Raw genomic sequence first — 19,137 nt, 5'->3', positions numbered from 1 at the left:
GGCTTGAAATGGCAAGTATCAGAAATATCTGCTTTAGCAGAATTACTCAAGGCACTTGCAACATGATCCGCATTGATGAAATCTGGCTTTCTACCCAACCTCTGGATATGCGAGCAGGGATGGATACTATCATGGCTCAGGTGGTGAGAGCCTTTGGCTACATTAAACCGCATTGTGCTTACCTGTTCTGTAATAAACGTGGCCATCGCATGAAAGTGCTGGTACATGATGGACTGGGCATCTGGCTGTGTGCCCGGCGGCTGGAACAGGGAAAATTCCACTGGGCTAAAGTTCACCAGGGTGAAAACGTAGCTCTCAGTCCAGAACAGTTACAGGCACTAATTCAGGGTTTGCCCTGGCAGCGCATTGGACGACAGCAAGTGGTAACAATGCTCTAAACTAGGCTGCTACATTCTGCTATTCTCCAAACGTTCTATTTCCTCTGCGTCATGACCTCAGGCATACTGCGGTCATGAAAATGCTGCCTGATTTAAGCCAACTGACCCATGAACAACTGCTGGAATTTACCCGGCAGTTGGCGATGCAGCATCAGTCTCTGGCACAATCAAATCAAGAATTAGAAAAATCAAACCAGCAATTGGATGCCAAAGTTCAGCATCTTTCTATTCTCAATCAAAAATACGAGCATGAACTGGCGCTGTTTAAAAATCATAAATTCGGCAGTAAAAACGAACATCTTACCGCAAAACAAATCCATCTATGGGACGAAGCGGTCGAAGAAGATATCGCAGCCGTTGATCTAGAATTAGAACGATTAAATGCAGATAAAACCGATGCAGTGACACAGAAAGCCACAGTCAACAAACCTAAACGTCGACTGCTGCCAGATCATCTACACACCATCCGTATTGAGCATGAACCTGCATCAACCCAATGCAGTTGTGGCTGCCAGTTACGTCGTATCGGCGAAGATATCAGTGAAAAACTGCATTTCAGACCGGCACAGTTCTACAAGGAACAGCATGTCCGTGGCAAATGGGTCTGTGATCAGTGCGACACTCTGACTCAGCAAGCGATGCCTGCCTATGTGATTGATAAAGGCATTGCTTCACCTGAATTGCTCAGCCATGTGCTGGTATCGAAGTATGCCGATCATTTGCCGCTGTACCGTCAGCGCCTGATCTATCAGCGGGCGGGCATTGATCTGTCCAGATCTACTTTATCTGACTGGATTGGTCGCTGCGGTGTGGAACTGGAACCTCTGGCCAATGCCTTAAAACAGGTGGTGCTGCAACAGCGGGTGATCCATGCCGATGAAACGCCGGTCACCATCATGCGGATGGGTGATGATGAGAAAAAACCGAAGAAAGGTTATGTCTGGGCCTATGCCACTACACAGTACAATCCAGTTCAGGCAGTGATCTATGACTTTCAGGATAGTCGTTCAGGTCAGCATGCTGAAGCGTTCCTGAATGGCTGGCAGGGTCATCTGGTCTGTGATGATTACAGTGGTTATAAAGCACGCTTTAAATCAGGCCAGGTCATTGAGGTGGGCTGCATGGCACATGCACGTCGTAAATTCCATGAACTGCATGTGACCGGGAAAAGTCAGATCGCTGAACAGGCATTAGTGCTGATTCAGAAACTGTATGCCATAGAAGCAGAACTCAGGAAAAAGACCGATGGTACAGCAGAACATCGCCGCGAATACCGGCAACAGCATAGCCAACCGGTGATGCAACAACTGTATGAATGGCTCAACCAACATTATCTGACGGTGCCATCGAGTTCTCCAACCGCCAAGGCCATCAATTACAGTCTGAAGCGTTGGCCAGCCTTAAGCCGCTATCTGGATGATGGCAATCTACCCATTGACAATAACTGGGCAGAGAACTCAATGCGTCCCTGGGCATTGGGCCGTAAGAACTGGTTGTTTGCAGGTTCGCTGCGCAGTGGACAGCGAGCGGCAAATATCATGACTTTAATCCAGTCAGCAAAGCTGAATGGGTTGGATCCGTATGCCTATCTCAGTGATGTGCTGAAAAGGCTGCCGACGCATAAAGCGACCCAAATAGAAGAATTACTACCACATCGCTGGAAATCCAACTCAAATTAAAAAATAGGCATGGGGTTCAGCGGACGCTTACGATCTGACCGTTGGTCAGATCAGATCAAATAGGAGCAAAACATCCCAATATAGGGGTATTCAGGTCTGGTTTTCCTGATTAGAATCTTAATGACCAGCGAAGATGGAGTTTAATTTCCAGCGGTTTAACGTATAAAAATAAGAAGTGTACGTTGAGGAAATTATTCTGATGCTGATCTTGTTCAGACAATGCTATAGAGGGTAAAAGTAATTTTTTACACATGATAATAAAGATCTGTACCGTTATCCTGAATAAGCTGCCGAAGAAAGATTGCTATCTTTCTTCGGCTTTTTATGTGGTGTTCTATTTATTTCTGATTCAGTCCCGCTGTTATTTATCCTTTAACTATGCGCCAGAAGGATGCTTATCTCAATTTTTATAGGCTGAGGCTTGGCATAATGTATAGGGTTGTGAATGATGTGCCTCCTTTTTATCTTTTAAATTTGATACTTATCAACATCTTGTGTTTGTTGTTTGCTGCTATTTAGGCTATGTTATACGGGAATCTGGGGTTGAGATATTTGCTGTGAAGCTAAACGTAATAATTCTAATAATAGGGGCAATAGGCTTGGCGGGATGTAATAGCGTGAGTCGGCTGAAATCAGGGGTTTTACATCCTTTTGCCAGTCCGGAAGAGCTAATCGCCAAGCGGGCTTTGAATCAACGTGATGGCAGTGCAAAAGATTATATTTATCTTTGGGGGCAAGCACAGAAAAATAACAGCACTCAGGCCATGTATCCGCGTTCGATCCTGATGCAATATTGTCATGAACAAGGCGGTAAATTTTCCCTATTGTATAGAAGTAATTTTAATGCAGTGGCAGATCCTGCCCAACGCAAACGCCTGAGTACAAACCGAGGTGTGGTACAGGGAAGCGGTGCCTATCAATGTCGTATGGATGGCCTGGCTGAAAGCTGGCTCGTCTCGATCGAGCCGGTTTCTGAACGACAGGTCGATAAAACCAGCCAGAACCGTAGCGTTCGATTGCTGACCAAGTTGATGAGTGCGACTGAGGCAAGAAACTTTTACCTTGCTGCAAATAAGAACACTGTTGCTACCCAGAAAAAGACTGCTGCATCGATAAAAACGCCTGTAACGAAGAGCACGAATGAACTTAAAGAATCAGCGCGTAAAGAGCAGGAAAGGAAAGAATTAGAGAGAAAGGAATTAGAAAGAAAAGAGCTAGAGAAAAAACAGATCGCGACGACGGTAGTCCCCGTGAGAGCTTCAGTGGTAGAAACACCTCAACAGCAGCAGATGAAGCTCTATGTGGCAGCACGCCGTGATATTAATAGTGGCAAGAACCTGAATAATGCCTGCAATAATGCGCAGCGTGCCTACAATTATGGCAAATTGCAGGGGACTGAGGGAACTCGGGTTTATACCGAATCTGGTATGCTGGTTGCTCGCTGTTTGAACGGGATTCCGGCCTATGCCAACCGTTTCCCGAATGCTAAAGCTCAGGCCAAGCGTGTGCTACAGAATCTGTCTAATAACTATAATCATAGTGGTGCGAAGAATATGTTGAGACAGATCAAATAAGCACTGAACTAAACGCATTTAATCCAGAATCCGTATGATGATTTTGATTCACCAGAAGATGGGATAAAAAATCAGTTCAATCAGGTCGGATATAGAGGATGAGATCCGACTGCGTTTGCTGGGCAGGTCGCGCGATTCGAACATCCATCTTCGAAAAACAGGATGGATCAATAACAATACGGTCAAGCTAAAGAACACAACCAGTCTCCAAGGAAGGATGCTGTTAAAGGTGTTTGCAGTCATCATGATTATTTTTATTGTTTTAATTTGAATAATAACGCTAAGTTTACTCGATCAATATCATCATCTGATGAATAGCATGATGGGATGAAATTTTTCATCTGAATTAATTTTAAATCCAGTTCAGGTTTTACAGAGCTCTATCAGTATATTTCCTTTTTACATGATACAAAGAAACTATTTTCAGCGCCAAAATGCTGATGTCATATTAAAAGGAAGTGGTGATGGGTTTAAAAAGTTCTTCTCGTATTCGTTCATTTTTTCTAGGTGCAGCATTATTGGGAGCAGCACAGGTTACGATGGCGGGCCCAACGGTCGATCAGCTGAGTGACTGTTTGATGAAGTCCACTACAGCCACTGATAAAACCACGGTCTTGCAATGGACATTTGTGGCATTGGGCAATCATCCGGACTTAAAGGCTTTTAGCAATGTGACTGCGACTCAAAAGGAAGCATTAGACAAGAATCTGGCGACGGTGTTGCAGCGCATTTTAGTGGAGCAATGTTCAGCACAGACCAAGGCGGTGATTCAAGCTGAAGGTTTACAGGCTGTGGGCGATAGTTTTCAGGCTTTGGGTAAAACCACAGGCGAGGAAATTTTAAAGAATCCTGAAATCAATAATCAGCTCAAAGGTGTGCTGCGTTATATCGATTTGAATCGTGTGGCACAGACTTTTTTGACACCGGATTTGTTGAATAAGTTGGGATTGTAAGAGGGATGTAAGATTCTTTTTGATCTAGTAAATCCTCTCCCTAACCCTCTCCTTTGTCAAAGGAGAGGGAACCACGTGTATCAAATTAATCACATGACAAAGTCTCCCTTTTTTAAAGGGAGATTTAGAGGGATTCTATAAATCACGCATAAAGAAAGACTTTGAGAGTTGAATACGTCCTAAGTCTTCGAGTTTGGGGATAGAGGATACTTTTTTAATGGTCATTTAATTGAATATGTAGTTGTTTGTGCTAGATTAAATCGTAAATTAGGAGGATGAAAATGGGTTATTTCTCAATAGATGATTCAATTGAAAATATTAAAAATCCGTATACGAAAGAATTGTTTAAGGAAGTATATTCCTCTTATGCAATGGGTAACTATCGTTCTGCAACAGTGATGTTATGGTCGGTGGTAGTAACTGATCTTGTGCATAAGCTTAATGAATTAGATAGTATTTATAATGATCCTAAAGCACTTCAGATACTTGATTATATTCGATTAGAACAACAAAAAGATTCTAAATCATCTAAATGGGAGTCAGAGATAGTTGATAAATTTCATAAAGAAATAAAGTTTTTTGAGACGTTCGAAGTTGCTAATTTAGAACACTTACAAAAAATGAGACATGTCTCAGCACATCCAGTTATTACTTCCACCGATTTGTTGCATTCTCCAACAAAAGAGACTGTTTACAGTTTAATAAGGAATGCCTTAGAAAGTGTACTAACTAAAGAAGCTTTATTTTCATCTAAAATTATTGAAGTTATATTAAAAGATTTAAATAATATTAAAGATACGCTAGTGGATTATGAAGAAAGAGATCGCTATTTTTCACACAAGTTTCTTTCAAAAATGCCCAATGCTGTATTACTCAAATTTTTAAAAACATTATGGAAGTTTATTTTCAGGATAGATAACCCAGAAACACTACTTAATACAGAAATTAATTTAGATATTCTGAATATTATAATTAGTAAGAAAAAACAAATTTTTATTGAATTTTTAATTCAAGAGAAAGATTATATTTCTGATATTAAATTAGATGACAATTTAAAAAAATCACTGCTCATTTTTTTGCTGAAAAATAGATGGTGCTTTGAATATTTTAGTGAAAATTCTGTTCAAACTATATCCAAAATTATTGAAAGTAGCGACAGCCAGTTTCAATTAATTAAATTTAAACGTATTGTTGATTACATTGATTTTTTAATTAAAAACAAAAGTAATTATTCATTATCGAACTTTGAAATTATTGAAAGTGAAGCTGAGGAGTATCGCTGTAAGGATAAGTTCTATGATTATTGTATTGATGGATATTGTTTTTCAGGATCATTTGATTCAGCCAATTATAGATTTGATAAACTAATACGCCCTTACTTGGAAAATTTTAGTTTTCAACAATTGAAAAATTTAACTAGTAAAGCTAACCAAAATTCACAGTGTTATGATAGAGCGAAAGCAAAGAGAGATCATAAAATAGTAATAGAAAAAATATTAGAGAATGATTCAAATTATGACTTTACAGGTTTAGATGGATTTACTGATGGCAATGAAGAATTAATTCCATCTTTAACTTAAAATAAAAACCCGCTCTAAAGCGGGTTTTCTTTTTCAAAACTGATTAGCTTAACCAATCAATTTCTTCATCAACTCATTCACTTGAGCAGGGTTGGCTTTACCCTTAGACGCTTTCATCACTTGACCAACTAGACCGTTGAAAGCTTTCTCTTTACCAGATTTATACTCTTCAACCATCTTCTCGTTGGCAGCAAGCACTTCTTTAATGATTGCTTCAATCGTGCCTGTATCAGTTTCCTGTTTCAAGCCTTTCTCAGCAATAATTTCGTCCGCAGTTTTGCCTTCATCCCACATAAAGCCGAACACTTGTTTCGCGATCTTACCGCTAATGGTGTTATCGACAATACGTGCGATCATGCCGCCAAGTTTTTCCGCAGAAACAGGAGAATCTTGAAGATCTAGGCCTGCTTTGTTGAGCGCCCCTGAGAATTCGCCCATCACCCAGTTTGCAGCAATCTTACCTTGTGCAGCGCCGCCAGCAGCTTTCACGACTTCTTCATAAAACTCTGACATTTCACGAGTAAGCGTTAGAACGTGAGCATCGTACTCAGTCACGCCAAAGTCCGCCACAAAACGCGCACGACGTGCCGCAGGCAGCTCAGGCATGGTGGCTTTGATTGCTTCGATTTGTTCATCCGCAATCACCACAGGCAACAAGTCAGGGTCAGGGAAGTAACGGTAATCGTTGGCTTCTTCTTTTGAACGCATTGAACGCGTTTCCATCTTCACAGGATCGAATAAACGCGTTTCCTGATCAATGGTGCCGTCCCATTCCAGAATTTCCATTTGACGTTCAATTTCAACATTGATCGCTTGTTCAATAAAACGGAATGAGTTCAGGTTTTTCAATTCGCAACGCGTACCGAAGGGTTGACCCGGACGACGTAAAGACACGTTACAGTCACAACGGAACGAACCTTCTGCCATGTTGCCGTCAGAAATGCCTAACCAGCGCACCAGCGTATGAATCGCTTTAATATAAGCAACCGCTTCTTCAACCGAACGCATATCTGGTTCAGATACGATTTCAAGCAGCGGCGTACCTGCACGGTTTAAGTCAATGCCTGACATACCTTCGAACTGGTCATGAATCGATTTACCTGCATCTTCCTCAAGGTGCGCACGGGTTACGCCAATCCGTTTAACCGTGCCATCTTCAAGCTGGATGTCGATATGACCCAAGCCCACAATCGGATTGTCCATCTGGCTAATCTGGTAGCCTTTTGGCGAATCCGGGTAGAAATAGTTTTTACGCGCAAATACGGAGGCCTGATCAATATAGGCATCGATACCCAAACCAAAGCGAATCGCAAGATCCACCACTTCTTTATTCAATACCGGCAATACGCCCGGCATGGCCAAATCAACCAGGCTGGCTTGGGTGTTTGGATCATTACCGAAAACAGTCGATGAACCTGAGAAAATTTTGGTATTGGTGGCAAGCTGAGTGTGAATCTCGATACCAATAACGACTTCCCAACCCTCAATCAGGTTAGATTTTGGTTTAGCCGCTTTTGTAGAATTGTTTTGAGCTTGAGCCATTATGCATTCTCCTCAGCAATTGCCGCGCGTTGTGTATGCCAATCGGTTGCTTGCTGATACTGATGCACCACAGACAACAATTGCGATTCTGACCAGTAATTCCCAATCAACTGTAAGCCAACTGGCAAGTTGTTCTGGTCAAAACCAACAGGCGCATTAATCGCAGGAAGACCTGCCAGGTTCACTGCAAGTGTATAAATATCGCCTAGGTACATTTCAACCGGAGTCAAATCCGCACCAATTTTATAGGCTGTGGTTGGCGCAGATGGCGCAGCAATCACATCGACAGATTCAAAGGCTTTAAGGAAATCTTGCTGGATCAGGCGACGTACTTTTTGTGCTTTCACATAATATGCATCGTAGTAACCCGCGGATAACGCATATGTGCCAATCAGGATACGACGTTGCACTTCCGCACCAAAACCTTCTGAACGTGAACGTTTGTACAAGTCCATCAAGTCCACTGGATTTTCACAGCGGTAGCCATAACGCACACCGTCAAAGCGTTGTAAGTTAGAAGATGCTTCAGCAGGTGCGATCAGGTAGTAGGTCGGAACGTAGCTTTCGGTCATGTTGAGGTCGATCTCAACCAGCGTAGCGCCCATGTCTTCTAACTTTTTCAATGATTCTTCGACACGTGCTTTAACATCTTCAGCTAGGCCGGAAACATTAAAGTACTGTTTTGGAATACCAATGCGTAAACCTTTGACGGATGTATCATTCAGGTTCGCCACATAGTTATCAACCACTTGATTCATTGACGTTGAATCTTTGGCATCATGACCGGCCATCACGTTCATCAGGTAGGCACAGTCTTCCGCCGAGCGTGCCATCGGGCCGCCTTGGTCGAGTGATGATGCATAGGCAATCATACCGAAGCGCGACACACGACCATAGGTCGGTTTAAGTCCAGTCAGGCCACAGAATGACGCAGGTTGACGAATAGAGCCACCGGTGTCAGTACCGGTAGCGAAGGGTGCCAGATCCGCTGCAACAGCTGCTGCTGAACCACCTGAAGAACCGCCAGGGACATGGTCTAAATTCCAAGGGTTAGTCGTTGCGCCGTAATATGAGTTTTCAGAGGTCGAACCCATGGCGAATTCGTCCATGTTCAATTTACCCAAAGTCACCAGGCCCGCAGCTTTGCCTTTCGCGACAACGGTGGCGTCGTAAGGAGAGATAAAATTGTCCAGTATTTTAGAACCGGCAGTGGTTTTGATGCCTTGAGTACAGAAAATGTCTTTATGCGCGATTGGTACGCCTGTTAACACACTTGCACCACCTGCCTTACGCAGTGTGTCAGCCGCATCAGCTTCTGCCAATGCCAATTCAGGCGTAACGGTTACATATGATTTTACTTGAACATCAATTTTTGCAATACGCTTTAAGTAATGTTCAGTCAATTCGCGAGATGAAAACTGGGCATTTGCCAGACCTTCACTGAGTTCACGAATGGATAAGCGATGTAAATCTGTCATGAGAAATAATTCTTTACGTTTAATTTAATAAAAAGAATGAACTGGGTAGTAATTACTCAATCACGCGCGGTACGAGGTATAAACCATCCTGAACAGCAGGTGCAACTGCTTGGTATTGCTCGCGATGATTGCTTTCTGAGACCACATCTTCACGTAGTGGCTGAGGATGGTCGAAAGGGCTCTTCAGCGGTTCAATTCCGTCGGTATTGATGCCTTTCAATGTGTCCATCATGCCTAAAATCTTATTTAAACTTTGAGCATATTCAGCAGATTGCGTATCATTGAGAGATAACCTTGCAAGGTGGGCAATGGCTGAAACTGTTTCTGCACTTAAATCTGCAGAATGCTGTGCATCCGATGTAGACATAATATTACCTAATCAGTATTAAAAAAATTCAAATTATCATGCGTTATGATAAGCGATTGACTTGTCCAAATCATCACATTTAGTTAAAGTTGCCACCTTGCGTCCATATAAAGTTTAATTGAGAACGTCCCCGTGATTCTAAAACGACTAATAGGCTTGTTTTCGCCAGATCTTGCCATTGATTTAGGTACTGCAAATACACTTATTTATGCGCCAGGACGAGGCATTATATTAAATGAACCCACGGTTGTAGCTATCCGTCATAGTGGTTCACATAAAATTGTTGCCGCTGTAGGTCTTGAAGCGAAACAAATGCTAGGTCGTACCCCAGCCAATATCTCAGCAATCCGCCCCATGAAAGATGGGGTGATTGCGGATTTTGAAGTCACTGAAACCATGCTGAATCAGTTCATTCGCAAAGTACATGAAAACCGTCTGTTTACTCCGGCACCGCGTGTGGTGGTGTGCGTACCATGTAAATCGACGCTGGTTGAACGTCGTGCTATTCGTGAAGCGGTATTTAATGCTGGTGCACGTGATGTCCGTTTAATCGAAGAACCGATGGCAGCGGCCATTGGTGCAGGTATGCCAGTTGAGCAGGCCTGTGGTTCAATGGTGGTCGATGTCGGTGGTGGTACCACTGAAATTGCGATCATTTCCCTGCAGGGTTGTGTCTATGCAGATTCTTTACGGATTGGCGGTGATGTCTTTGATGAGCAGATCATTAACTATGTGCGTAAGGCGCATGGCTGTGTGATTGGTGAAACCACGGCAGAAGTGATCAAAAAAGAAGTGGGCATGGCCTTGCCAGATGAAGGTGCTAAACCGCTTGAAATTGAAGTTCGTGGCCGTAACCTTGCAGAAGGTGTACCACGTGCGATTGTGGTTAACTCAGACGAAGTGACTCAAGCCATTTCAGATCCTTTGCAAAACATTGTCTCTGCGGTGAAATCAGCATTAGAACACACACCTCCTGAGCTGTCTTCGGATATTGCTGAACGCGGTATCGTGTTAACCGGTGGTGGTGCATTGCTGCGTAATCTAGACAAGCTGCTGGCCAAAGAAACCGGCCTGCCGGTTGTGGTGGCAGAAGATCCACTCTCATGTGTAACCCGTGGTGGTGGCAAGGTACTCGAATTTTTCGACAATCCAAATCATGACATGTTATTCGTAGGCTAAGAAAAGGATTCGGCGGGTGCAAGCACATCTGTTTTCTCGACAACCGCCATCTTTTCGCTCTTTTATCATTGCATTGGTAACATGCTTGGTGGTGCTTTTCTTTGATTGGCGCATGCCACATGTTGTACAACCTGCAAGGGATGTCCTGTACGCGGCCTATAATCCTATTTATGCTGTGGCCAGTTATCCGGTATTGTCGCGAGAGTGGTTGAATCAACAAACCAAGTCTGAAGTTCAGTTGCGTCGGGAAAATACCGCGATGCAGGCTGAGTTGTTGCAGGCGCAAGTTCGCTTACAAAAAATCTCTGAACTTTCTGCTGAAAATACCCGTTTGCGCGGTCTGCTCGATACACCACTGATCATTGACGGGCGTATTGAAATTGCGGAAGTGATTGGCACCGATGCCGATCCTTTAAGACATATCATTGTGATCAACCGGGGTTCAAATAACGAGCTGAAAGTCGGGCAAACGGTACTGGATGACAAGGGGATTATGGGACAGATTATTAATGTCTATCCGCATAGTAGCCGGGTCATGCTGTTGTCTGATAAAGAACATTCATTGTCAGTGCGTCTGGAACATACCGGAATGCGTGCCATTGTCTCGGGGACGGGTGATCTGGGACGTTTGAAAATGGAATATGTACCGACCAGTGCCAATATCAAGGTCGGGGAAAAAGTCTATAGTTCCGGCTTGGGCCAACATTTTCCGGCAGGTTATCTGGTGGGGCAGGTGTCCAAAGTACAACGACATAATTCAGGTGAATTTGCCCAGATTGATGTAACGCCAGCCGCGCAGCTGGCCGGTGGTCATCATGTGGTGGTGTTATTTTCCGATTCATTGGCGATGGAGCAACCGCATGTCAATCGCTAAGATGAAATCCAGAAAGCATCGTGATCCCTTATTTGCCATCGTCATTTCGGTGATCGTGGCTTCGATTTTGATGGTCTATCCACTTTCTTATACCCTCTCGGGCTGGCGTCCGCTGTTCATGCTGATGGTGATGCTATTCTGGGTGTTGTGTCAGCCGACCTGGTGTGGGATCTGGTTTGCCTTTGGTACCGGTATTTTTATTGATTTGCTGCTGGACGCACCTTTAGGTCTGAATGCCCTCAGCTTTATTATTATTGCCTTTTTAGCCCGATTCCTGACGCGTGAACGCCGTATCCTGACCTTTAATAATCTCTGGGTGATTACGGGGCTGGCAATTGTTGCGCATTTGCTGATGATCTTTTTTGCCCAGATTGTGGCAGGCGTGCAATTTTCTTTTGCCCGGCACTGGATTCCAATGCTGACCAGTATTCTGGTTTGGCCTGTTCTCTATTATATGTTGAAAAAATGGCGCATATAGTTCTCGCTTCCAGCTCACCTCGGCGTTGTGAGTTATTACAGCAGCTCGGACTGAGCTTTGATATCTACAGTCCGGATATCGATGAATCTGTGCGTGAAGGTGAATCCGTCGCGGCTTATGTTGAACGTCTGGCACGAGCCAAGGCTGATGCAGTGGCCGAGCGTTATCCAGATGCAATCATCATTGCTGCGGATACCAGTCTGGGGGTCGATAGTGAGATTTTGGGTAAACCAGAATCCAAGCAACATGCCATTGAAATGTGGACAAAAATCTCCGGTCGGTGGCATGATGTCTATAGCGGTGTCTGTGTTCGTACAAAAGATGAAAAATACAGTATAGTGGTACGTACGCAGGTCGAATTTCAAATCCTGAGTGCCGCAGACATGGAAAGTTACTGGGCCACAGGTGAGCCGCTGGGTAAAGCCGGGGCTTATGCGATTCAAGGAATTGCAGCACGTTATATTCCAAAAATGCAAGGCAGCTATTCCAATGTGGTCGGCTTGCCGCTCTATGAAACCGTACAGTTATTACAGACAGTTAAGGCACTAAATTAACTGCTGATAAAAAGAATTTTTATAATGTTTTGAGTGTAATTATGTCTGACGAGTTATTGATTAACGTCACGCCGATGGAATGTCGGGTCGCGTTGATTGAAAACGGCACGGTCAATGAACTGTTTGTCGAGCGTACGGCCAAGCGTGGCTTGGTCGGTAATGTCTATAAAGGCAAAGTGGTACGGGTCTTGCCGGGTATGCAGGCTGCGTTTGTGGATATTGGTCTGTCCAGAACGGCATTTTTGCATATCAATGATATGGTCTGGCCGCGCCAGCAGCCCACCCCAAATGTCTTTGAACTGCTTCAGCCCGGTCAAATCCTCACGGTTCAGGTGATGAAAGATATGCTGGGTACCAAAGGTGCCCGTCTTTCCACGGATTTGTCTATTCCTTCGCGTTATCTGGTGCTGATGCCTTATGGCAATCATATTGGGGTGTCGCAGCGAATTGAATCTGAGGAAGAGCGCAATCGTTTGCGTTCGATTATTGAGCGGATTCAGGCCGAGCATAAGCTGCCAGGCTCAGTGATTGTACGTACCGCTGCTGAAGGTATTGAAGAAGCAGCCATTGCCCAAGATATGGCTTATCTGGCCAAGCTTTGGGAATATATCCAGCGTAAGCAGAAGATTATTGCAGTTCCCTCGCTGATCTTTGAAGAATTGCCTTTACCACAACGGATCATTCGTGATCTGGCCAATGAAGAAACTGCAAAAATCTACGTCGATTCACGTGAAATTCATGCCAAGCTGCAAGAGTTTGTCGAAGAATTCGTGCCGAATATGCGAGACCGCTTACTGCACTACCCGGGCGAGCGTCCAATTTTTGACTTATATAATGTTGAAGAAGATCTGCAAAAGGCGCTGCAAACTCGTGTTGCGTTGAAGTCGGGCGGTTATCTGATGATTGATCAGACCGAAGCGATGGCCACCATTGACGTCAATACCGGCTCTTATGTGGGTGGTCGCTCACTGGAAGACACTGTTTTTAAAACCAATATGGAAGCGACTCAGGTCATTGCACGTCAGTTGCGTCTGCGTAATCTGGGTGGAATTATCATCATTGATTTCATTGATATGCAGGAAGCGCAGCATCGTGAAGAAGTGATGAAACAGTTTGAGCGCATGTTGGAACGTGACCATGCTAAAACCAAGATTACTCAGGTATCTGAACTGGGTCTGGTGGAAATGACCCGAAAACGTACCCGTGAGTCACTGGAACATTTACTCTGTGAATCCTGTCCGACTTGTCAGGGACGTGGTTATGTCAAAACAGCCGAGTCAGTATGTTACGAAATATTCAGAGAAATTCTGCGTTATGCACGTGCTTATGAGTCGCAGAGTGGCTTTACTGTTGTCGCGCATCCCGCTGTAATTGATCGTTTACTAACAGTAGAGGCCCCAGCAGTCGCTGATCTAGAGCATTTCATTAATCGCGTGATTAAGTTCCAAGTAGAAAATCTGTATACGCAAGAGCAATACGATATCATTCTCAGCTGAAATTGTAACAGAATATCGTTAAACACTTGTTACATCTGAAATTTTACATTGGTGCTGTTATTTACAATACTAGATGCATGAATTAGCCAAAGCCGTTTCTCCCAGTTTCAGGCTTAGCAAAAGGAGTGTGTTATGAATATGAGTAAAGCAGTAATTAATAAAGGCCTAAAACACGTATTAGAACCAAAGACTGTACATGCAGGATATATCGTCGATGAGCGCGGTAATGAAGTCCAGATTACCGCCAGCATGATTCGTAATGCCTGCCATCAATTATTACAACAGTGTCGTACCATCAAAAGCTAATGCTACCGATACAGAATCTTGTGCAGATTGAAATAAATTCTAGGCAATCAAAAATGGATGCATCATCCCAAAAATATAAAATAAATTTAAAACGATGTTAAAAAATAAAACCAAGGGGCTCTATGAGCCCCTTAATTATGTGCGCTAGGACTGGCAAAAATGATCAACACTTTTTTCAGTTTATATATTCTATTTATTGATCCGCGGCTAGCTCACCGCCTGTAACTTTGGGACAGGTTCACCATCTACAATTCGTTCAAAACGCTGGATTTCTTCTTCAAGATGCGTCAGCAGGTTCTGCATTTTCGGCAGGGCATTACGGCATGCGGTTAAGCCGACTTCCAGTTTGTCCAGATAGCTGGTCATGGTAATGTTCAAAGCCTGCCCATCTAGTACAATTGAGGCTGGATAAAGCGCTTCGAGACGTGCACCATTCCAATATAGCGGTTCCTGAGGGCCGGGTACATTGGAAATAATCACATTAAATGCCTGGCGCGTTGGCATTAAACCGGATGCAATGTTCAGACCGGCTGCACCATAGACAAAGGCACTATAATTTAAAATCTGATTGGCATTCATGCGTTTAAAACGTTCCTTGGCACTCAGTACACTGCCACGTACAATTTTGAGACGTTCCAGAGGATCTTCTTTATGGGTGCCCAGATTGGCCAGAATCATGGTAATGCGATTGGAAACATCCGAATCATCACTTCGAACCGAGGCCGGAACCATAGCAATTAATGGTTTTTTCGGTAAAGCGTTTTGTGATAGTAAATATTCACGTAGTGCACCTGAACAGATGGCCAGTACCATGTCATTAATCGTGACGCCCAATGCTTTAGAAATATGCCGTAAACGTGAAAATTCAAAGGATTGTGCCGCAAAACGACGCGAAGCACTGACACGTTGGTTCAGAATACAACTTGGTGCCTGAAAACTGGACACATAATCCGGATTGCGCCCCATATCCTTCATAACGGTCTGAGACAGCTCATAAGCGACGCGTGGTGCGCATTCTAGTTGGCCTTTAATGGTTTGCAGGACATTTTTAAAAGCATTGACCTTAGGTGCTTTAAGGCGTTTGGCGCGTGGCCCTTCAACACACCACGGTGGCACAATACTTTTGGCATTCGGATCATGCGACAGCGATTTTTCGACCAGACGCATGCCGGCGATTCCGTCCACCATCGCATGATGGATCTTGAAATACATGGCAAAACGATTACCTTCAATTCCTTCAATAATATGACAGGTCCATAAAGGCTTGGCACGATCAATCAGCGCACTATGTTCTTGTGAAATATAAGTGAGCAATTCACGGATACGACCCGGTTTCGGCAGGGCAATATGACGAAAATGATGATCTAAATCAAATTCCTGGTCTTCATCCCAAAACAGGCCGTTTAAATAATTGTTAAAAGGTGGGATTGGAGAGCATTTCGAATTTTGGATATCCGTGACTAGATCCTGAATAAAGGAAGCTGACGCATTGTCGGGAATTTGGAATAAAAATAGTCCACCTACATGCATAGGCTGCTGCCGTTTCTCTAAAGTTAAGAAAATAAAATCAATTGGATGTAATGGACGCATAGCGTGGATTGCCTCACTGCATTCTCTATGGCTTTTTTGCTAAAAGGCCTTGTTAGAATTATTACTTTAGTTTTTAAAGTATATCTTTTTTAGCATATAAATGAACTGCTTTATCTTGCCTCAACTGTGAAAAAGTGGCTATTGACAAGAACAAAATATCTTCCTAAGTTTATGAAATGTGAAAATTTTAGTTTTAAAATAGATTTCTAAAAATAGTATTTTCTAGGCGAAGTGGAGTGTAACTTAATAATTATGTGTTATTAGAAGAATAGCATTGTGTTCAATTTCACATTTTATGCAAATAAATCAATGAGCTAAAATTTTATCAATTCTTTAATTAAAATAATATTATCCCGATAAAAGGTAATTTCTATCTTGTCACTAAATGTAAAATTATCAATTAAAAAAGACTATCTTTATTAAAAAAATAGCCTTTCAATCAATAGGAATGATAAAACTTAACTTTATTTTTTTAGATTGCCAGCATGTAAGCCACATTCTTTATGGGTGGCTTCTTCCCACCACCAGCGGCCTTCGCGTTCATGCTGATTTGGCAGCACAGGGCGGGTGCAAGGTTCACAGCCAATTGAAACAAAACCTTTCTCATGCAGGGTATTATAAGGTACTTCCATCATACGGATATAACTCCAGACATCTGCACTGGACCAGTTGGCTAGAGGATTGTACTTAATCAACTGCTTTCCAGGACCGGAGAAACCTGGATCGGCCTGAACCACAGGAATTTCATTGCGTGTACCCGGACTTTGGTCTTTGCGCTGACCAGTAATCCAGCCATCCAGCGTGGCCAGTTTTTTACGCAGTGGTTGAACCTTGCGTATACCGCAACATTCCTGATGGCCATCTTCAAAGAAACTGAATAAACCTTTTGCCGTCACTAGATTTTGCACGTCTGCAGTTTCGGGGAAGCAGATTTCAATCTCGATATTATAATGCTTACGCACCCGCTCAATAAACTGATAGGTCTCTGCATGTAAACGTCCAGTATCCAGACTGAATACCCGGAATGGTTTACCCAGATGAGAGGCCATATCAATCAATACAACATCTTCGGCCCCAGAAAATGAAATCGCAATTTCACCTTGCTGGCTCAGTGCAAGTGCCAAAATTTCATTGGGCGATTTATCTGCATATTCAGATGCAAGTGCATCAATACGATCAATAGTAGGAATGATGGTCATGAGAATCCTGGCGATATAGGCTTGGAAAGGACATGGCCTATATTAATTAATTTCACCTCTATTTTAATAGAATTGATTTAATTGACTTATCACTAAAAAATAAATACTTATGAAAAAAATAGATTTAAAAAAGTACAGTACAAAATCTGTTGCTTCAGCTATGATAGTGCAAAATTTTTTCAATACAACTTAGAGGGAATGTTCATGGAAGTCGTATGTCTAGATTTAGAAGGTGTGTTGGTTCCAGAAATCTGGATTAACTTTGCCAAAAAAACCGGTATTAAAGAGCTTGAAGCGACGACTCGTGACATTCCTGACTATGATGTGCTAATGACCCAACGTCTGAATATTTTAAAACAGCACGGTTTAGGCTTGAATGATATTCAGGAAGTGATTGCAGAAATGGGGCCGTTCCCAGGAGCAAAAGAGTTTGTGAAATGGGTAAGCACGCATTTTCAATTGATTATTCTTTCAGATACTTTCTATGAATTTGCGCATCCACTAATGAAGCAGCTGGATTGGCCAACTATTTTCTGTCATAAACTGGAAACAGATGAAGCGGGCATGATCTCGGCTTATAAATTGCGTCAGCCAGATCAAAAACGTCAAGCAGTGAAAGCGTTGCATGGTTTGAACTTCCGTGTCATTGCTGCAGGTGATTCTTATAATGACACCACTATGCTGGGTGAGGCGGATAAAGGCTTTTTGTTTGATGCACCAGAAAATGTGATTAAAGAATTCCCACAATTCCCTGCAATTCATGGTTATGAAGCTTTAAAAGAGGCAATTCGCAATGCCTCAGTTCGAGATATTCCAGCTTAATATTTTTATTTTAAAATAATAAAAAAATGGCGCAATTAGCGCCATTTTTTATTGAATTTCAATGTTAGTTAACATTGATTAATTAAAAACGATAGCCAATTTTCATACCATATGCAAGAGCACTGTTATCTTCAAAGCTACCAACAACATTCCCACCTGTTTGTGCATCTGCATCACCTAACCATAGGTAACGTACGCCAGCAGCAATGAAATAGCTTTGTGCAGGGCTATATTGCGCGCCTAATCCAATACTCCAGTTTCCATTTACTGGGCCAAGAGTCGTAACAGGGTTGCCTGCACCAGAGTCATAACCAACAGAAGCTGAACCAGCCCATTTATCATTAAACTTATGAGAGATACCTGTTGTAATAGACCACTGATCATCTGAATAGTCGATTAGGTTTTGTGCTTTGCCTCTTGCAGCCTGTGTTGCAGCAGCTAAATATGTAGGTTTAACTGCAAATTGATCCCAATGTACCCAACGAATATTTGCAAAAGCTAAGGTGTCTTTAGCAACACCTGATTGTAAATCAATGTTTACAGACTGAGGTGTAACAACTTCTGTGTTTGAGTTAGGACGAACAACAGCACCTAGGGCAAATGTTTCTGAAGTATCAAGTTCATGCTTGATTTCAGAGCGATAAGTGACAGCAGCTCTAAGTGCAATTTCAGGAATAGAGTATGCGGCACCTGCAATCCAACCGAAAGCATCATTTTCTTTAAGATCTATGTCGTAGCCACCTAATAGATGAGTACCACCGTATGCGGCACCACGTAATGAAACTTTTCCTTCAACTGTTTGATATACGGGACCTGCATAAAAATTCCAGTTTTGGTTGGGTTGGTAACCAATCAGCGCTGTTAGATTATTAGTATCAACTTCAACAGAAGTACCCTCTGCACCATTACCGAAAGATCCGGCAACTGAAGAATACTTTGCATCGGCTTTGTTGCATAAAGGTTTGAAAGGCTGAGTTCCCTTAAGCTACTCAAATTTAAGAGACAACTTGGGTATGAGGGCGACCTAATTCTGTGAATTTATTCAAGACTGCCATGCGTGCATGGATC

At 42.9% G+C, this 19,137-nt stretch carries 17 protein-coding genes and 1 pseudogene; 12 read left to right on the top strand and 6 right to left on the bottom strand.

What is annotated here, in order from left to right:
* The 5 genes from tnpB to FTV30_RS13280 form a co-directional block, all read left to right on the top strand.
* Positions 1-398, top strand: a 398-nt coding sequence (tnpB, locus tag FTV30_RS13300) for an IS66 family insertion sequence element accessory protein TnpB (protein ID WP_257228928.1), incomplete at its 5' end; no start/stop codon positions are given.
* Positions 399-472: 74 nt separating this feature from the next.
* Positions 473-2,077 carry an IS66 family transposase gene (locus FTV30_RS13295; protein WP_180001751.1) on the top strand — a complete coding sequence of 535 codons (1,605 nt, stop codon included), beginning with the start codon at positions 473-475 and terminating at the stop codon, positions 2,075-2,077.
* Between the two features lie 617 nt (positions 2,078-2,694).
* A complete protein-coding gene (locus tag FTV30_RS13290) occupies positions 2,695-3,651 on the top strand; it encodes a hypothetical protein (protein WP_180001750.1) in 957 nt (318 codons plus the stop codon).
* 464 nt (positions 3,652-4,115) lie between these two features.
* On the top strand, positions 4,116-4,604 hold the full coding sequence (locus FTV30_RS13285) for a hypothetical protein (RefSeq protein WP_005172120.1): 489 nt from the start codon (positions 4,116-4,118) through the stop codon (positions 4,602-4,604).
* A gap of 281 nt (positions 4,605-4,885) precedes the next feature.
* Positions 4,886-6,184: a hypothetical protein gene (locus tag FTV30_RS13280; RefSeq protein ID WP_180001749.1), complete on the top strand. Its 1,299-nt coding sequence runs from the start codon at positions 4,886-4,888 to the stop codon at positions 6,182-6,184.
* A 48-nt stretch (positions 6,185-6,232) separates the two neighbouring features.
* On the opposite strand, the gene gatB is transcribed toward FTV30_RS13280, so the two are convergent.
* The 3 genes from gatB to gatC are packed head-to-tail and all read right to left on the bottom strand — an operon-like array spanning position 6,233 to position 9,571.
* Positions 6,233-7,726 carry an Asp-tRNA(Asn)/Glu-tRNA(Gln) amidotransferase subunit GatB gene (gene gatB / locus FTV30_RS13275; RefSeq protein WP_180001748.1) on the bottom strand — a complete coding sequence of 498 codons (1,494 nt, stop codon included), beginning with the start codon at positions 7,724-7,726 and terminating at the stop codon, positions 6,233-6,235.
* Entirely contained in the window at positions 7,726-9,204 is a 1,479-nt protein-coding gene (gatA, locus tag FTV30_RS13270; protein ID WP_180001747.1) for an Asp-tRNA(Asn)/Glu-tRNA(Gln) amidotransferase subunit GatA, read from the bottom strand. Before gatA ends, gatB begins: the two co-directional genes overlap by 1 nt.
* A 52-nt stretch (positions 9,205-9,256) precedes the next feature.
* Entirely contained in the window at positions 9,257-9,571 is a 315-nt protein-coding gene (gene gatC, locus FTV30_RS13265; protein ID WP_005096170.1) for an Asp-tRNA(Asn)/Glu-tRNA(Gln) amidotransferase subunit GatC, read from the bottom strand.
* Between the two features lie 132 nt (positions 9,572-9,703).
* Here gatC and FTV30_RS13260 point away from each other — a divergent pair, with 132 nt between their 5' ends.
* The 6 genes from FTV30_RS13260 (at position 9,704) to FTV30_RS13235 (ending at position 14,458) form a co-directional block, all read left to right on the top strand.
* The gene (locus FTV30_RS13260; protein ID WP_004279360.1) at positions 9,704-10,750 is read left to right on the top strand and encodes a rod shape-determining protein; all 1,047 of its coding nucleotides are present in this window, start codon (positions 9,704-9,706) and stop codon (positions 10,748-10,750) included.
* Between the two features lie 16 nt (positions 10,751-10,766).
* The gene (gene mreC / locus FTV30_RS13255) at positions 10,767-11,624 is read left to right on the top strand and encodes a rod shape-determining protein MreC (protein ID WP_005096172.1); all 858 of its coding nucleotides are present in this window, start codon (positions 10,767-10,769) and stop codon (positions 11,622-11,624) included.
* A complete protein-coding gene (gene mreD / locus FTV30_RS13250) occupies positions 11,611-12,102 on the top strand; it encodes a rod shape-determining protein MreD (RefSeq protein WP_005096176.1) in 492 nt (163 codons plus the stop codon). The genes mreC and mreD overlap by 14 nt, the downstream gene beginning before the upstream one ends.
* On the top strand, positions 12,090-12,656 hold the full coding sequence (locus FTV30_RS13245; protein WP_180001746.1) for a Maf-like protein: 567 nt from the start codon (positions 12,090-12,092) through the stop codon (positions 12,654-12,656). The genes mreD and FTV30_RS13245 overlap by 13 nt, the downstream gene beginning before the upstream one ends.
* A 41-nt stretch (positions 12,657-12,697) precedes the next feature.
* On the top strand, positions 12,698-14,152 hold the full coding sequence (gene rng, locus FTV30_RS13240) for a ribonuclease G (RefSeq protein ID WP_005096179.1): 1,455 nt from the start codon (positions 12,698-12,700) through the stop codon (positions 14,150-14,152).
* A 132-nt stretch (positions 14,153-14,284) separates the two neighbouring features.
* The gene (locus FTV30_RS13235) at positions 14,285-14,458 is read left to right on the top strand and encodes a PA1571 family protein (protein ID WP_005096185.1); all 174 of its coding nucleotides are present in this window, start codon (positions 14,285-14,287) and stop codon (positions 14,456-14,458) included.
* Between the two features lie 207 nt (positions 14,459-14,665).
* On the opposite strand, the gene FTV30_RS13230 is transcribed toward FTV30_RS13235, so the two are convergent.
* Together FTV30_RS13230 and FTV30_RS13225 are read right to left on the bottom strand one after the other, a co-directional pair.
* Entirely contained in the window at positions 14,666-16,048 is a 1,383-nt protein-coding gene (locus FTV30_RS13230) for a wax ester/triacylglycerol synthase family O-acyltransferase (protein ID WP_180001745.1), read from the bottom strand.
* Between the two features lie 464 nt (positions 16,049-16,512).
* The gene (locus tag FTV30_RS13225) at positions 16,513-17,247 is read right to left on the bottom strand and encodes a phosphoadenylyl-sulfate reductase (RefSeq protein WP_180001744.1); all 735 of its coding nucleotides are present in this window, start codon (positions 17,245-17,247) and stop codon (positions 16,513-16,515) included.
* A 204-nt stretch (positions 17,248-17,451) separates the two neighbouring features.
* On the opposite strand from FTV30_RS13225, the gene thrH reads away from it, so the two are divergent.
* Positions 17,452-18,069 carry a bifunctional phosphoserine phosphatase/homoserine phosphotransferase ThrH gene (thrH, locus tag FTV30_RS13220; protein ID WP_180001743.1) on the top strand — a complete coding sequence of 206 codons (618 nt, stop codon included), beginning with the start codon at positions 17,452-17,454 and terminating at the stop codon, positions 18,067-18,069.
* An 82-nt stretch (positions 18,070-18,151) separates the two neighbouring features.
* On the opposite strand, the pseudogene FTV30_RS13215 reads toward thrH, so the two are convergent.
* Positions 18,152-18,967 (bottom strand): annotated as a pseudogene (locus tag FTV30_RS13215) (OmpP1/FadL family transporter); the annotation flags it as partial.
* Positions 18,968-19,137 lie beyond the last annotated feature (170 nt).

Source organism: Acinetobacter sp. YH12255, assembly GCF_013417355.1.
Classification (GTDB): domain Bacteria; phylum Pseudomonadota; class Gammaproteobacteria; order Pseudomonadales; family Moraxellaceae; genus Acinetobacter; species Acinetobacter pseudolwoffii.
The sequence above is the reverse complement of the archived record's forward strand: the minus strand, read 5'-3'. Positions and strand labels throughout refer to the sequence as shown.

Excerpts from the sequence above, each read along its gene's own strand:
- thrH (WP_180001743.1), top strand. The coding sequence starts at position 17,452 with ATGGAAGTCGTATGTCTAGATTTAGAAGGTGTGTTGGTTCCAGAAATC.
- FTV30_RS13285 (WP_005172120.1), top strand. The coding sequence starts at position 4,116 with ATGGGTTTAAAAAGTTCTTCTCGTATTCGTTCATTTTTTCTAGGTGCA.
- FTV30_RS13235 (WP_005096185.1), top strand. The coding sequence starts at position 14,285 with ATGAATATGAGTAAAGCAGTAATTAATAAAGGCCTAAAACACGTATTA.
- FTV30_RS13245 (WP_180001746.1), top strand. The coding sequence starts at position 12,090 with ATGGCGCATATAGTTCTCGCTTCCAGCTCACCTCGGCGTTGTGAGTTA.
- FTV30_RS13230 (WP_180001745.1), bottom strand. The coding sequence starts at position 16,048 with ATGCGTCCATTACATCCAATTGATTTTATTTTCTTAACTTTAGAGAAA.
- mreD (WP_005096176.1), top strand. The coding sequence starts at position 11,611 with ATGTCAATCGCTAAGATGAAATCCAGAAAGCATCGTGATCCCTTATTT.
- gatB (WP_180001748.1), bottom strand. The coding sequence starts at position 7,726 with ATGGCTCAAGCTCAAAACAATTCTACAAAAGCGGCTAAACCAAAATCT.
- gatA (WP_180001747.1), bottom strand. The coding sequence starts at position 9,204 with ATGACAGATTTACATCGCTTATCCATTCGTGAACTCAGTGAAGGTCTG.
- gatC (WP_005096170.1), bottom strand. The coding sequence starts at position 9,571 with ATGTCTACATCGGATGCACAGCATTCTGCAGATTTAAGTGCAGAAACA.
- FTV30_RS13295 (WP_180001751.1), top strand. The coding sequence starts at position 473 with ATGAAAATGCTGCCTGATTTAAGCCAACTGACCCATGAACAACTGCTG.
- rng (WP_005096179.1), top strand. The coding sequence starts at position 12,698 with ATGTCTGACGAGTTATTGATTAACGTCACGCCGATGGAATGTCGGGTC.
- FTV30_RS13225 (WP_180001744.1), bottom strand. The coding sequence starts at position 17,247 with ATGACCATCATTCCTACTATTGATCGTATTGATGCACTTGCATCTGAA.
- FTV30_RS13280 (WP_180001749.1), top strand. The coding sequence starts at position 4,886 with ATGGGTTATTTCTCAATAGATGATTCAATTGAAAATATTAAAAATCCG.